The following is a 14,350-nucleotide window of genomic DNA, read 5'->3' on the forward strand; positions in this document are numbered from 1 at the left end:
CCCCACGAAGAGCCCCACGCCGCCCACCACCGTCCCGAGGACGAGGTGCGGCACGAGGGAATAGTCCTGCTTCAATTCCATCGGAGCGGCAGCGGACGGGGCCACGGGGTCCAGGACGGAATGGGAGCTTGGCATCGCGGACAGCGGAGCCACGACCTCTGGAGTCTCCGCGCCGGGCGCTGCAAGGACGTCCTCTCCCCAGGCGAGGGTGGGCATCCACAGCAACCCCAGAACCAACATCCGACAACACCGAGACATCATCTTCCAGGACTCCCCAACGGTGGGCGCAAGCACGGACCTCAAGTGAGGCCGCCACCGCGCGATACCATACGAGGTTCGATGGCCCGCCTGGTCGCATGCCCTGGGACGCATTGACGTCCGCGCGCGGCGTCTGGTCTATTGGTTCGCAGGTGCCGAGGGGCGCCTGTGCCCGAAAAGACGACGTCACCCTCGCTTCACCCGCAGCCGACATGCTCCCGATGAAGTCCTTCCACGGTCCACCAGCGGGTGAGGGCCGCCACCGAAGGAATCGTCATGGGAACCGGCAGCACCTCCCCGCTCACGCTTCATGAATGCAAGGTCCGGGCGTCACTCCTGCTCAAGGACCTGGAATCGCCCGACTCCACCCGCTCCCTGCGTGCCGCCGAGCGCATGCGCGCCCTGCCCTTCTTCGCGGGCCTGTCCCTGGGCGAGGTGCTCTCGCGCCGCGACACGGTGAAGCACAAGCACGGGCTCACGGTCATCGCGCGCGAAGCGGGCCATGCCACCTGGACGCAGTTGAAGCAGGCCCTGGAGGCCGTGCCCCCGCCGGGCCTGGACACGCGCGTGTTCTTCCAGAAGGGCCAGAGCGTCTTCCTCAATCGCTGGTGCGCCACGTACGAGGAAGCGGCGGCGTCCCTCGCGGCACAGGGCGGCTTCCTCTTCCCCTTCCGCCGCCAGTACTTCGTCTGCGAGGCCGGCTTCCTGCGCGCGTTGGGCATCGACGCGAAGGATCCGGACTGGGAACGGATGGGCCACGACTGGGTGCGCCCCCGCGACTCCGCCGCGAAGGCCCGGCTGGAAGCGAAGCTCGTGGCGCTCGGCTACGGAGGCCAGCATGTCGCCGGCGGATGACTCGCGCGCGTCCCGCGCCGAACGCAAGCGCGCCTACAAGGAAGCCGTGGCCCCCATGGGCATCTACGCCATCCGAAACCTCGTCAATGGCAAGGTGTTCGTGGGCCACAGCCTCAACCTGCCCGCGATGTTCAATCGCATCCGCTTCGAGTTCGCCCAGCGCATGCACCGCGTCCCCGAACTCCAGGCGGATTGGGAACGGCTTGGCGAAGCGGCCTTCTCCTTCGAGGTGTTGGACCCGCTCAAGCCCCTGGACGAACCCGGCCCCACCCCGCCCGTGGAGGAATTGAAGGTGCTGGAAGAGATGTGGTTGGAGCGCCTGAAGCCCTACGGCGACGCCGGCTACAACACGCCGCCCAGGCCCTGAGCGCCGCGGGGCCGGGCCTACATCGCGGTGGGGGTGGTGCTGGAGCACTCCTGAGCGCACGCCCCCACCCTCCGGGATGGGACGGGTGCCTCGACGCTCCGAGACGTGCGAGGATGGGCGGACCTCATGAGCACGAGCGCCGCCCCCATCCTCGGCATCGACTTCGGGACCACCAACACCGCGGCGGCCTTCTTCGACAAGGCAGGAAAGCTGCGGGTGGTGCCCATCGCGGAGAAGAGCCTCACGCTGCCCTCCATCGCGTGGTTCCACGCGGGCGACAAGGCCATCGTCGGCCCCGCGGCCCGGCGGCAGATCATCGACGACCCACGCCACACCATCTTCGGCGCCAAGCGCTTCCTGGGCCGCCGCTTCCAGTCCGAATACGTGGCGCGCCACCGGGGCCGCTTCGCCTTCGAGCTGGTGGAGGGCCCGGACGGCTACACCGCCGTGGAGGTGTACGGCAAGGTGACGCCGCTCATCGACGTGGCGCACTTCATCCTCAAGCACATCAACACGCTCGCCACGCACGCGGCCGGCGCTCGCTTCGAGGAGTGCGTGCTCACCGTCCCGGCGCACGCCAACATCCGCCAGCGCGAGGCCATCCGCCACGCCGCGGAGAAGGCCGGCCTGCGCGTGCGCGCCATCGTCAACGAGCCCACCGCCGCGGCGCTCTACTACGCCAACCTGCGCAACCCCGAGCAGACGGTGATGGTGTTCGACCTGGGCGGCGGCACCTTCGACGTCACCCTGATGGCGGTGCACAACCGCGTGGTGAAGGTGCTGGCCACCGGCGGCGACGCGTTCCTGGGTGGCGCCAACTTCGATGAGGCCATTGTCGAAGCGCTGGTGGATGACTTCCGGAAGAAGCACGGCATCGACCTGCGCGACAACAAGGTCGTCATGCAGCGGCTCGTCTTCGCCGCCGAGTCCGCGAAGATGGCGCTCAGCAACGCCACGTCCGTCCCCCTGCGCGTGCCGTGCATCACCCAGAAGGACGGCGCCTTCGTGGACTTCAACTACACGCTCACGCGCGAACAGGTGGAGTCCATCGTCTTCCAGCTCATCGAACGCACCGCCGCCGCGTGCGACGACGTGCTGGAGAAGGCGGGCATGAAGGCGGACGCCATCGACGAATTGGTGATGGTGGGCGGCCAGACGCGCATGCCCGCCATCCGCAAGCGCCTGGGCCACTTCCGCAAGCTGTCGTCCGACAAGGAGGTCCACCCGGAGCTGGGCGTGGCCGTGGGCGCGGCCATCCTGGGACGCAACCTGGCGCGCGGCATCAGCGGCCTGTCGGACGTGGTGCCCATGCCCATTGGCGCCATGGTGCCCGGCGGCGCCCAGCACGAGGTGCTCCCCGCCAACACGCCCGTGCCCGGCACGCGCTCCGTGGTGCTGGAGCTGCCGCAGTGGGCCGGCCCCGTGCCGGTGGCCCTCTTCGAGGCGCTGGACCGCACCACCGTGGAGCGCGAGCTGCTGGGCACCGTGCGCATCGAACCGGACTGGCGCGTGGCCCACCCCGGGCCCACCACGCTGGAGCTGCGCATGGCGCCGGACTTCTCCCTCGCCGCCAGCCTCGTCGCGCCGGATGGCCAGCGTCAGCCGCTGACCATCACCGACCCGAACGCTCCCCAGCGGCGCTGACGCGGCCGGCAGGTCAGCCGGTGGCCCGGGACGTCACCGAGCCCCGGAGCTGCTCCAGGAGCCGACGGCACTCCTCCAGCGCGTCCTGGCAATGGGCCACCAGCGGCTCCAGGCCTTCCACCACCCGGGCGTCCGCGCGCTGCTCGATGTCCCAGCACAGCGACTCCAGGGTGGCCGCCCCGAAGTAGGCCGCGTTGGACTTGAGCGTGTGGGCCGCGCGGGCCAGGTTCTCCAACTCGCCTTCGGCCAGCGCCGTGCGCGCGTCATCCATCAGCCGGGGCATGCTCTCCAGCGCCGTGTCGATGAGCTCCGGGAGCATCCGCTCCACCTGCCCATCCAACGACTGCCACAGCCGCTCCAGCGCGGAGGCCTCCAGCCCCCGGATGCGCGGGGTGCCCACGCGGGGCACCTCCATGGCACGCGCGGGCGCGGCGGGCCCAGGGCCGGGATCGGGCGGCAGGCGCTCCCAGGCGCGACGCAGCGCGGAGATGAGCTCCTCCACGCGGATGGGCTTGCTGAGGAAGTCGTCCATGCCCGCGTCCAGGCATTCCCGCCGGTCCGCCGTCATCGCGTTGGCCGTCATCGCGATGACCCAGGGCTGCTCGCTGGCCGGCACCTCCGTGCGCAGATGGCGCGTGGTCTCCAGGCCGTCCATCTCCGGCATCTGCACGTCCATCAGCACGACGTCGTATTTCACGCGCGCCAGGGCCTGCAGGCCCTCGCGGCCGTTGGACGCCGTGTCCGCCGGGTAGCCCAGCCGGTCCAGCACCAGCAGCGCCAGCTTCTGGTTGGTGGGGTTGTCCTCCACCAGCAGGATGCGCAACGGCATCTGGTCCCCGGGGCGCGCGTTGAACACCGAGCGCTCGCGGGTGGCGAGCGCGGGCACCGGCGGCACCAGCTTCGCGGAGATGAGGTCCTGCGCCAGACACGTCATCAGCGCGTCGTGCAACTGCGACGCCTTCACCGGCCGGGGCAGCACGGCGGTGAACATGCCCGGAGGCTGCGCGTCGCGCTGGTCGAACGACGTGAGCAAGAGCAGCGGCAACTCGCGCGCGTCGCGCTGCTGACGGATGAGCCCCGCCAGGGTCGGGCCGTCCATCAGCGGCATGCGGTGATCCAGGATGGCCAGGTCGAAGCGGGCCCCCGACTCCAGCCGCGTGAGCGCTTCCGCCCCGGAGCCCACCTCCACGATGTCCATCCCCCACGCGGAGAGCTGACGGCCCAAGAGCTTGCGGTTGATGGCGTTGTCGTCCACCACCAGCACGCGCCGGCCCTGGAGCTTCAGCGGATCCGGGCGCAGGGCGTTGCCGCTGCGCGGGGCCTCGCGCGCCTGGAAGGTGAAGTGGAACGTGGCGCCCTTGCCGGGCACGCCCTCGCTCTCCATCCACAGCCGCCCGCCCATCGCCTCCACCAGCCGCTTGCAGATGGCGAGCCCCAGGCCCGTGCCGCCGAAGCGCCGGGACACCGACTCGTTGAGCTGGTTGAAGGGCTGGAACAGCCCCCCGCGCGCGGACTCGGCGATGCCCAGGCCGGTGTCCTGCACCGCGAAGTGCAGTTCGAACGAAGCGCCCGGGGCCAGGGGCGGCCGGGGCGCGTCCACGGAGATGGACACACCGCCGCGCTCGGTGAACTTCACCGCGTTGCCCACGAGGTTGAGCAGCACCTGCCGGAGCCGCGCGGAGTCACCCACCACGTTGACCGGCGTCTCGTTGCTGACGTGGTAGCCCAGGTCCAGCGACTTCTCGCTGGCGCGCACCGCCAGCAGGTCCATCACGGACTCCACGCACTGGCGCAGGTTGAAGGGCTTCTCCTCCAGTTCGACCCGACCTGCTTCGATCTTGGAGAAGTCCAGCATGTCGTTGAGCAGCCCCAACAGCGCGTCGCCGCTCTGGCGGATGGTGGACGCGAAGTCGCGCTGCTCGGGCGTCAGCGCCGTGTCCATCAAGAGCCCCGCCATGCCGATGATGGCGTTCATCGGCGTGCGGATTTCGTGGCTCACCGTGGCCAGGAACAGGCTCTTGGCCTGGTTGGCGTCCTCGGCGGCCTGGCGCGCCCGCTGGAGGTCGGTGACGTCGTGGTAGATGGCGATGAAGCCCAGCGACTGGCCGGCCACCATCACCGGCAGGGCGCGCAGCTCCACGTCCACCACCGTGCCGTCCTTGCGCACGCGCTTCGTCACGACGTGCACGCGGTCCATGCGCAGCACCTCGCGTGACGTCTCCTCGGCCTCCGGACGGATGTCGTCCACGTTGGCCACCAGCTTGAGGATGTTGCGGCCCAGCGCCTCCTCGTGCGTGTAGCCGAACAGCCGCTCCGCCGCGGGGTTCCAGGTGAGCACCTCGAAGGCGCGGCTGATGGTCACGATGGCCACCGGACTGTGGTCCACCACCGCCTCGAAGAACTCCTTCTGCTGCCGGAGGATGGACTCCGCCGCCTGCGTGCCGTCCGGGCCCCTCAACATCAGCACCCAGCCGCCGTCACCCGGCTGCGGCAGGGCCAACACCCGCACGGTGTGCGCCGGGCCCGCCTGCCAATCCCTCTCCAGTGGAGGGCCTCCGCCTTCCGGGATTTCCGGCGGCGTCCAGCCCGGCAGCACGCGGTCCACGGGCATGCCCACCAGCACGTCGCGGGGACCCAGGAGGCCCTCCGCGGCGCGGTTCACGGCCACGACCCGCAGGGTCGGGTCGAGCACGAGCGCACCGTCGCGCATGTGCTCGAACAAGGCCGGATACGCGCTGGGTGGCAGTTCGGGCAACCTTCCCCCTCCGTTCAAGAACTGTAGGTCAGTCGAGGCGCCAGTTCCACGCCAACCATGAAAACCGTGGAGGTGGGCAGGCGCCGGGATGCTTCCGTTGTCCCGCGAGCACGGGGGTTCAGGGGGTTAGGGTGCTTGCTCTGCCTGCGGGGTGGACGGGTATTTCGTGTGGAAGTCGCGCAGCGGCTGGAGATTCCCCACCGGCATGGCGACGACGACGCTGGCGATGCGGGAGGTCAGCCAGTGCCCGGGGGCGCGTTGGATCCACAGGGCCTGCTCGGCGGTCATCATCCCGGAGTCCGCATCCAGCAGGTTGAGCCCCCTTGCCCTCACCCCACGTGCGGTCGCGGTAGGACAGGCGAGGTCCGCGAGGTCCTGGTCGAGCGCGGCGTAGGCGGCCTGGAAGGGCTGCTTCGCGAAGGGTTCCAGCATGCTGGCGAAGAAGGCCGCCTCCGTCAGCGCGAGGCAGCGGCTGGTCGCGGTCGCGCAGTGGCGCGCCTTGCGGGCCACGTCCGGGGGCGAGGCCAGCGAGGAGAAGACCAGCCCCGTCACCGCCAGCGCGGACAAGCGGTCCGTCTGCTCGGCGGACATGGGGGTCCAGTCCACGGGCGGGGAGGCCAGGGAGTCGTGGGCCATGCGCTCGAACTCGAGCAGGTTGGCGGCGATGACGCCGCCCAGGGCCGTCTCCGTGCTCAGGCTCAACCACGCGAGGTGGCGCACCTGCTGGGCGGCCTCCACCGGATGGCCCGTCACCAGGCCGTGCCGCAGCCGGAGCTTCGCCCAGCGGGTGAGGAGGATGTAGTCGGGCATGTCGCCCGAGGCCCAGTTGATGCGCGGCTTCGCACCCAGCGGACTGTCCTGAAGCAGGTCCCAGCGGTCATAGGCCAGCAGCCGCGCCATCCACCCGTAGTCCAGCCCGGACACGTCGATGTTCGCGGTGAGCCACTTGCCCTGCTTCAGGTCCACGGCGTCCTCCCGCAGGGCTTCGGGCAGGACAAGCGGCGAGCCCGGAGGCACGTCCTCGTGCCCGGGCGGCCAGGGCAGCCACGCGTTGAGCAGGGGGCCCGCGTTGCCCTCCGTGCGCGCTTCGTGGAACCAGGGGTCCGCCCCCAGCGCCGCCTCCTGCGCGCAGTAGTCATCCACGTTCGCGGTGAGCTCCGCCTGCTGCAGTTCCAACGCGGGCTCGTACTTGCCGCGGAACCAGGAGTCCGCCGCCACGAAGGCCAGCCCCGCCAGCCCGAGGAACACCGCGAAACACACCCCCGCGATGCGCAGCGCGCGAAACCGGGGGGCCCTGCCTGAGGACGTCATTCCCGGAAGTCTAGGGGCCTTCCCCAGGAGCACCCAGCAAGTCGCCCGCCGCGAAGCGCCATCCTTTCAGGGCAGCCGGCCAGACAACCCCCTCCCCTGCCGTCCTCCGTCCTCGCAGGCGGCCCGGAATGAGCAGCCGTCACTGGGCGGTGCGGCGGTCGGGCGACCTAGCTTTCCATTGACCCCACGGAAGAGAGCGTCGTGCCCTACGAGAACGCCACGCCCCTCATTCTCATCATCGACGACGAGCCGGAGCTGGAAGTGATGGCCCGCTACCTCGAACTCGAAGGCTATTCCGTCCTGACGGCCACCAACGGCGAGGAGGGGTTGGTGGCCCTCGCCTCCTGTCGCAAGCCCTGCATCGTCCTGCTGGACCTGATGATGCCGGTGATGGACGGCTACGGATTCCTCAGACGGGTGCACGATGATGCGACCCTCTGCGGACTGCCCGTCTTCGTGCTCACCGCCAGCTTCACCACGGAGCTGATGGCGGGCGCGGTGGGCCTGCTGCAGAAGCCCCTGCACATGGAGGTACTGCTGGAAGCTGTAGCCCCGTATTGTCCGCCTCCACATGAAGATAAGGATTCCAAGCCAAACTAGGACACTGGCGCTGCTCGGCCTCCTCCCGTTGCTCCCCGCGTGTTTCACACCTCCTGGGTTGGAGGATGAGACAGCCGGGACGGACCTCGCCACGGCGGATCAGCCCCTGGTGGCGCACGTGTATTCACGGCCCCCGGTACCCACGGCCTTCTACGAGCCGCCAGCCGCCAACGCCGTCTTCGTGGCGCCGGGTGGCAACGACTCCACGGGCACGGGCACGGAGGCGCAGCCGTATCAGTCCCTGGGCCGGGCGCTCCAGGTGGTCAACGCGAAGCCCGCGGACGCGACGACGTGGACGGTGGTGCTCAAGGCGGGCACCTACCGCGAGGGCGAGCTCACGGTGAGCCGGGCCCGCGTCACGGTGCAGCGCTACAAGAGCGACGTCGTGTCGCTGCGGGGCAGCGTGGCGGTGACGGGGTTCAGCGGCAGCGGGCCCTACACGAAGACGCTCACCGGGTTTGATCCCACGCCGGTGGAGGCGGACTGCGCGGACACGGTGCTCCTGGGACAGGCCGTGCGAGATTACGGTTCGGAGACGCCGTTCGCCGTCACGCGCGCGGGCATTCCGCTGCGACGGGTGGCGCCGGGCGCGCCGCTGTCCAGCGGGCAGTACCGCTACGACGCCGCGACGAATGTGCTGACCCTGGCGGACAGCCCCACCGAGGTGGAGGTGGCGCTCAAGCGCTGGGCGCTGAAGACGAACGCGCCCGGGGTGAAGTTCGCCGGCCTGGACGTGCAGAACTACGCGACGTGCACGGTGAACTGGAGCCGGACCGTCAACGGGCTCGCCTACTACAAGGGCGCGGTGATGCTGTACCGGGACAGCGAGTCGGACTCCGGCGCGGTGCTGGAGAACTCCACCGTGGCCAACAACGCCGCGAACGGCGTGGCCGTGGCGCACGGCCGGGACATCCGCCTGTCGGGCAACGTGCTCGTCAACAACGGGTGGACGGGCGCGCAGGCGAGCAACGCGCAGCGGCTCATCGTTGAGAACAACGTCATGTCCTACAACAACGTGCGCCGGTGGGCGAACACGGTGGAAGCGGGCATGAAGGTGACGTTCATCCGCGACGGCGTGGTGTTCAACAACCTCTTCGAACACAACGCCGCGAATGGCTTCTGGTGCGACCAGGGCTGCGGCGCCACGGACCCGGGCAACCGCTGGTTCGTGATGGCGCGCAACGTGGCCCGCTACAACGACGACAAGGGCCTGTTCTACGAGGTGTCCCATCACGGCGTCCTCGCCTCCAACGTCGTGCACGACAACGGCAGGACGGGCATCGCCGTGTTCGGCTCACGCAACGTGCAGCTTTGGAACAACACCGCGGTGGACAACGACGCGTCCAGCGACAGCTACTCCGCCAACATCAGCATCGTGGACGACAAGCGGTGTTTCACCGGCGACACGGTGCCGGGCGGCAAGGCGTGCACCACCGCCAACGGGTGCGACCCGCAGGTGGCCGGCAACTACGACCACTGCGAGCCCTCATCGGTGGGGCCCCTGGCGAACACCTGCAACGCGGAAGCCGTGGTGCTGATGAACAACATCCTCTCCGGCTCGCTGTCGGCCCGGCCCCTGCTCAACGTGGATGATCCGAATGCGACGGCGTACGGCGCCCCGGCCATCCTCCAGTCCCACGACTACCAGGCCTACTACCGCGCCAGCACCAGCGCGCCCACGACGTTGATCCGCTTCCAGCGCGCGGCGAACACGTCCGCCGCGTCCTACGCCAGCCTCACCGCGTTCCGTGCCGCGAACCCCGGCCGTGAACCCCAATCCGTGGAGCGCAGCGGGGGCACCCGCAACCCCTTCTTCGTCAACGCCGCGACGAAGAACTTCACCCAGGACCCGGCGAGCACGGACGTCTGGGGGCGCGGGCAGGCGCTGCCGTCGGAGGTGCTCAAGGCGGTGTACTGGCCGCAGACGGCTCCCGCGCAGCCGTCGCTCCGCATTGGCGCCATCGAGTGGCGCGACAAGACCGTGGCCGCGCCCTGCGTCGTGAACGCGCCGGTCCACCACCGCCGCAACCCCACGTCCGGGGACCACCTCTTCACCACGATGCTGTCGGAGGCCGAGGACGCGGGACGCGACTGGGGCTACACGGAGAACCTGGGCGTGACGTTCCTGGCGTCCACCACCGCCGCGACGGGGCTGTCGCCGGTGTACCGGCTCTACAGCCCGACGGTGCTGGAGCACTTCTGGACCATCGACGCGGCGGAGAAGCAGAGCGCCCAGTCCAGCTACGGCTACACGCAGGACGAGGGCATCGGGTTCCACGCGGCCACCGCGTCCGGGCCCTGCCTGGTGCCGGTGTACCGGCTGGTGCACGAGGCCGCGTCCCGCCACACCTTCACGACCTCGCAGACGGAGCGGGCGTCGCTCGTGGCCAGCGGCTGGACGGACGAGGGCATCAAGTTCTACGCGGGGGCACCGCAATAGGACGTCCCCAGGCAGGGCCCGTGACAGGATGCGTCATCAAGCAGCCTTCCTGAGAGGACACGGATCATGACGGGGCGCGGCGCGGTGGGTTGGACGTTGGTGCGGGTGGTGTTCGGGCTGACGCTGGCCTTGGGACATGGCCTGGGCAAGGTGACGGGGGACATGTCTGGCTTCGCCGAAGGGGTGGCGAAGCTGGGCTTCCCCGCACCGATGTTCTTCGCCTGGTGCGCGGCGCTCGCGGAGTTCCTGGGGGGCCTCGCCGTGGCGCTGGGGTTGTTGACCCGGCCCGCGGCGCTGTTCGCCGGGTTCACCATGCTGGTGGCCCTCTTCCGGCACCGCGCGGATCCGTTCGGGAGGATGGAGCTGTCCATCCTCTTCCTGACGGTGATGGTGGCAACGCTCCTCATCGGCGGCGGTCCGTTCAGCCTGGACGCGCTGCTGCGCCGCAAGAAGGCCTGAGTCAGGCCGTCCCCACGGGATGAAGCAGGCATCCAGGCAGGCCGTTCCTGAAGCGCTACGTACCCTTGTAGATGGCGCCTCATGAGGACGGATGCATGACAACCAAGAACCTGAAACCGCAACCCGAGCGCAAGCACACGGACGATGGCCTGCGCGTGGAGCGGGAGAAGTCTGATCGCGAATACGCCAGGAGGCAGACCGCGCTCGAGGAGGGTTCGGATGCCGCCATCGATAAAGCCCGGGGCCAGGCGGACGAGGCCCTGCGCACGGCCCGGGACAGCGCGGATGCACGCCTGGCGCGGCATGAGGCGGCCGCGGCGAACGCCACGGTCCTCCAGGAGCGGAAGGACGAGGACGCGACCTTACGCGGAGAGCGTGCGACCGCGGATGCCGAGCTGAGAGATGAACGCGAGGAGCGGATGCGCGCCTTGTCCGCGCTCCTCCACCTGGAGCGGCTCGAAACCGACACGCGGCTGCTGGGCGAGCGGGTTCACGCCGACACGGGGTTGGCGACGCGCGATGAGTTCCTGGGAATGGTCAGCCATGACCTGCGCACGCTCCTCGGGGGCATCGCCTTGCAGTCGACCCTGCTCAAGCGGCATGCCTCCGACGACGAGGCAGGCCAGAGGACGGCCCAGGCCGCTGAGAAGATCCAGCGCTTCACCGCGAGGATGAACCGGCTGATTGGGGACCTGGTGGATGTGGCCAGCATCGAAGCGGGCAGGCTCCGGATCACCCCGGAGTTGCAAGACGCGACCCCGCTCTTGAGGGAATCCGTCGACGCGTTCCAGGCCCAGGCCTCCGCGCAGGACATCATGCTCGACGTGGAGATTCGCGGGGACACGCTGATGGCGAAGTTCGACCCGGAGCGCATCCTCCAGGTGCTCGCCAACCTGCTGTCCAATGCCCTCAAGTTCACCACGGCAGGCGGCAGGGTTTCGCTTCAGGTGGAGCCGGTGGGCCAGGACCTCCGCTTCTCGGTGAAGGACACCGGCGCCGGAATCCCGAGCCACCAACTGGAGCAGGTGTTCGAGCGGTTCTGGCAGGCCCGCGGCGAAGACCGGAGGGGGTCGGGGCTCGGGCTCTACATTTCCCGGGGCATCGTGGAAGCCCACGGTGGACGCATCTGGGCCGAAAGTCAGCCCGGCCAGGGCAGCACCTTCGCGTTCACGCTTCCAGGGGCTTCTGCCTCAAAGCACTAGAGACATCCGTCTCAGGCCGCCACGCGCTCCACGCACTCCGGCCCATCGTTGGCGGGCGAGTTCACCACGCGCGCCACTTCATAGGCCTCCAGGGGCGCGTCCTGCGCCGGGACGAGGAGCGGCAGAAGGACTGCGGCCTCCTGCGGCTCCGGGCGCAGCCACACGGCCTGCGCCTCCTGCGACAGGATGACGGGCATCCGGTCGTGGATGGGCGCCATCAGCGCGTTGGGCCCGGTGGTGATGATGGTGCACGTGCGCAGCACCTCGCCCGTGTCCGGCGCCGTCCACTCCTCCCAGAGGCCCGCCAGCGCCAGCGGCTTCCCGTCGCGGCGGTGGAAGAGGTACGGCGTCTTGGGCTTCGTGGTCTGCTTCCATTCGTACCAGCCGTCCACCACCACCAGGCACCGGCGTCGCTTCAGCGCCGAGCGGAAGCTGGGCTTCTCCGCCACCGTCTCACCGCGCGCGTTGATGAGCTTGTTCCCGATGGACGCATCCTTCGCCCACGAGGGGATGAGCCCCCAGCGGAACACGTCCAACAGCCGCGCGCCGTCATTGGGCACCACGGGCAGGAGCTGCGTGGGACACAGGTTGAAACGCTCGCGCTCCAATGTCGCGCGCGCGCCCGCGAGCTCCAGCTCGGCGACGAGCTGGGCGGGAGAGGTCCGGACGGTGACTCGGCCACACATGGCGCCAAGCGTAGCGCCCGGAGCCCGGGCTCGCACGTTCCCGGCGACTGCCCGAGGGGCAACCGGCCGGGACTACGTGGGCAGCTTGATGCCGGACAGGCGCTGGAACAGCTCCACCGCGCGGCTGTCCGACAGGCCGGAGATGTAGTCCGTCACGCACAGCAGCCGCTGGTACGGGGTGAGGCGCAGGATGGCCTCGTCGCGCTTGGGGGGCTTCTCCTCGTCCACGGCCGCGAACTCCGGACGCTGGAAGCACTCCATCGGCATCAACTGCCGCAGCTTCTTCTCCTCGCGGTTGGGCGCGTCCGTCACCACCGCCGTGGCGAACATGTCCAGCAGGCCGCCCAGCGTCTTGAAGCCCGCGCTCTCAATCTGGAGCACGCGCTCGCTGCGGTAGCCGAACTCGCTGGTGAAGTCGGTGATGGCGTCCAGCGCCGACTCCACGTCGGGGCGCAGGGACGTGAGCGACGTCTCCCCCGTCCCCTCCTCCAGCGCGTGCACCTGGTCCATGAAGGCCCCGACACACTGCGGGATGAGCTTGCCGATGGCCACCGCGCGCGCCTGCGCCATGCGCGTCTCCAGGTGGCGGGGCGGCTTGCGACGTCCGGGCTCCGGCAGCACCGCCTCCAGCAACTCACAGGCGCGCAGCATGGGGACCAGCCCCAGCTTCGCGGAGTCCTCCAGGTCAATGACCGCGTAGCAGATGTCGTCCGCCGCCTCGACGAGGAAGGCCAGCGGATGGCGGGAGAAGACGCCCGTCTCACGCTCCTGCAAGCCCGTGGCGCGGTAGGCCTCCAGCGCCAGGTCGACGTCGTCCTGGAAGTAACCGAACTTCTTCTCCGACACGCGGCCCTTCACCTTCGGGCGCGAGCCCGGCAGCACCGACGGGCGCGGGTACTTGCTCATCGCTCCCAGCGTGGCAGCCGTGTACCGCAGCCCGCCCCGACGCTCGCGCGACTGGAGCCGGTTGAGGATGCGGAAGCCCTGCGCGTTGCCTTCGAAGTCGCGCAGGTCCTTCCATTCCGCCTCCGTCGCGAAGGGGCTCTTCTTGCCTTCACCCGGCGGAGACAGCCGCTGCTCCACCCAGTGCTGGATGGCATCCTCCCCCGAATGGCCAAAGGGCGGATTGCCGATGTCGTGCGCCAGGCACGCCGCCGCCACGATGGTGCCCAGGTCCGAGGGCACCAGGTCCACGCCCTGGGCCCGCAGCTTCAGTCCCGCCTGATGCCCCAGCGAGCGCCCGACACACGACGCCTCGATGCTGTGCGTGAGGCGCGTGCGCGTGTAGTCGCTCGTCGACAGCGGGAACACCTGCGTCTTGTCATGCAGGCAGCGGAACTCGCTGGAGAAGACGATGCGGTCGTAGTCCCGGTTGTAGTCGGTGCGCTCGTCCGACTGCGGATCCACCGCGCGCTCCTCGCGAGGCGCGGTGCGAGGCTCCGACCCCACGCGGGTGTCCGACAGGAACCGCCGCCAACGGTCGGTCCGGTCCTGAATGTCGCTGCTGCTCACGAAGGGGCCTCACGGTGCGGGAAAGCGCCGCCATCGTGCTCCCCCACACCGTCCGCGCAAGTTCCCGCGCCGGGCGCCCGCACCTCCTTCATCCCATCCACAAACCGACGCGTGCCGGCCCCCAGGTCCCATCAGGGTTGGCGTGAGTTCCCACGCTCCCCAACGTCCATGCAGCCGCGATGCCGAGCGGGGACGAGGCCCGCGCGGACCGACATGAGGGGGAGCCGACATGGGGTGTGGTGACAGGTGGAGGGGGAAGCT

General features: G+C 69.6%; 11 protein-coding genes and 1 pseudogene. 7 read left to right on the forward strand and 5 right to left on the reverse strand.

The features are described 5' to 3' along the window. Positions 1 to 216: pseudogene (locus tag D7V88_RS29685) on the reverse strand (hypothetical protein); the annotation flags it as partial. Positions 217 to 534: 318 nt separating this feature from the next. Here D7V88_RS29685 and D7V88_RS43915 point away from each other — a divergent pair. The 3 genes from D7V88_RS43915 (at position 535) to D7V88_RS29695 (ending at position 3,124) form a co-directional block, all read left to right on the forward strand. Then, positions 535 to 1,113, forward strand: coding sequence for a hypothetical protein (locus D7V88_RS43915; protein WP_208726548.1), 579 nt, complete (start codon positions 535 to 537; stop codon positions 1,111 to 1,113). Continuing rightward, positions 1,097 to 1,480 (forward strand): GIY-YIG nuclease family protein, encoded by a 384-nt coding sequence (locus tag D7V88_RS43920; RefSeq protein WP_208726550.1) that lies wholly within the window; start codon positions 1,097 to 1,099, stop codon positions 1,478 to 1,480. Before D7V88_RS43915 ends, D7V88_RS43920 begins: the two co-directional genes overlap by 17 nt. A 126-nt stretch (positions 1,481 to 1,606) precedes the next feature. Continuing rightward, positions 1,607 to 3,124 carry an Hsp70 family protein gene (locus tag D7V88_RS29695; RefSeq protein WP_120543989.1) on the forward strand — a complete coding sequence of 506 codons (1,518 nt, stop codon included), beginning with the start codon at positions 1,607 to 1,609 and terminating at the stop codon, positions 3,122 to 3,124. Positions 3,125 to 3,137: 13 nt separating this feature from the next. On the opposite strand, the gene D7V88_RS29700 is transcribed toward D7V88_RS29695, so the two are convergent. Together D7V88_RS29700 and D7V88_RS29705 are read right to left on the reverse strand one after the other, a co-directional pair. Beyond that, positions 3,138 to 5,879, reverse strand: a complete 2,742-nt coding sequence (locus tag D7V88_RS29700) for a PAS domain-containing hybrid sensor histidine kinase/response regulator (protein ID WP_244238471.1) — start codon at positions 5,877 to 5,879, stop codon at positions 3,138 to 3,140. A 126-nt stretch (positions 5,880 to 6,005) separates the two neighbouring features. Then, positions 6,006 to 7,190, reverse strand: coding sequence for a hypothetical protein (locus D7V88_RS29705; RefSeq protein WP_120543990.1), 1,185 nt, complete (start codon positions 7,188 to 7,190; stop codon positions 6,006 to 6,008). A gap of 201 nt (positions 7,191 to 7,391) precedes the next feature. Between D7V88_RS29705 and D7V88_RS29710 the strand changes: the two genes are divergently transcribed. The 4 genes from D7V88_RS29710 to D7V88_RS29725 all read left to right on the forward strand — a co-directional run bounded on the left by D7V88_RS29710 (position 7,392) and on the right by D7V88_RS29725 (position 11,891). Continuing rightward, on the forward strand, positions 7,392 to 7,790 hold the full coding sequence (locus D7V88_RS29710) for a response regulator (RefSeq protein ID WP_244238472.1): 399 nt from the start codon (positions 7,392 to 7,394) through the stop codon (positions 7,788 to 7,790). 58 nt (positions 7,791 to 7,848) lie between these two features. Then, entirely contained in the window at positions 7,849 to 10,230 is a 2,382-nt protein-coding gene (locus tag D7V88_RS29715; RefSeq protein ID WP_158625178.1) for a right-handed parallel beta-helix repeat-containing protein, read from the forward strand. A 66-nt stretch (positions 10,231 to 10,296) separates the two neighbouring features. Then, positions 10,297 to 10,689: a DoxX family protein gene (locus tag D7V88_RS29720; RefSeq protein WP_120543992.1), complete on the forward strand. Its 393-nt coding sequence runs from the start codon at positions 10,297 to 10,299 to the stop codon at positions 10,687 to 10,689. A 95-nt stretch (positions 10,690 to 10,784) separates the two neighbouring features. Continuing rightward, the gene (locus tag D7V88_RS29725) at positions 10,785 to 11,891 is read left to right on the forward strand and encodes a sensor histidine kinase (protein WP_158625179.1); all 1,107 of its coding nucleotides are present in this window, start codon (positions 10,785 to 10,787) and stop codon (positions 11,889 to 11,891) included. An 11-nt stretch (positions 11,892 to 11,902) separates the two neighbouring features. On the opposite strand, the gene D7V88_RS29730 is transcribed toward D7V88_RS29725, so the two are convergent. Together D7V88_RS29730 and dgt are read right to left on the reverse strand one after the other, a co-directional pair. After that, entirely contained in the window at positions 11,903 to 12,577 is a 675-nt protein-coding gene (locus D7V88_RS29730) for an SOS response-associated peptidase (RefSeq protein WP_120543994.1), read from the reverse strand. 72 nt (positions 12,578 to 12,649) lie between these two features. Further along, positions 12,650 to 14,089 (reverse strand): dGTP triphosphohydrolase, encoded by a 1,440-nt coding sequence (gene dgt / locus D7V88_RS29735; RefSeq protein ID WP_244238473.1) that lies wholly within the window; start codon positions 14,087 to 14,089, stop codon positions 12,650 to 12,652. Positions 14,090 to 14,350: the final 261 nt, after the last annotated feature.

The organism is Corallococcus terminator, assembly GCF_003611635.1.
Classification (GTDB): Bacteria; Myxococcota; Myxococcia; order Myxococcales; family Myxococcaceae; genus Corallococcus; species Corallococcus terminator.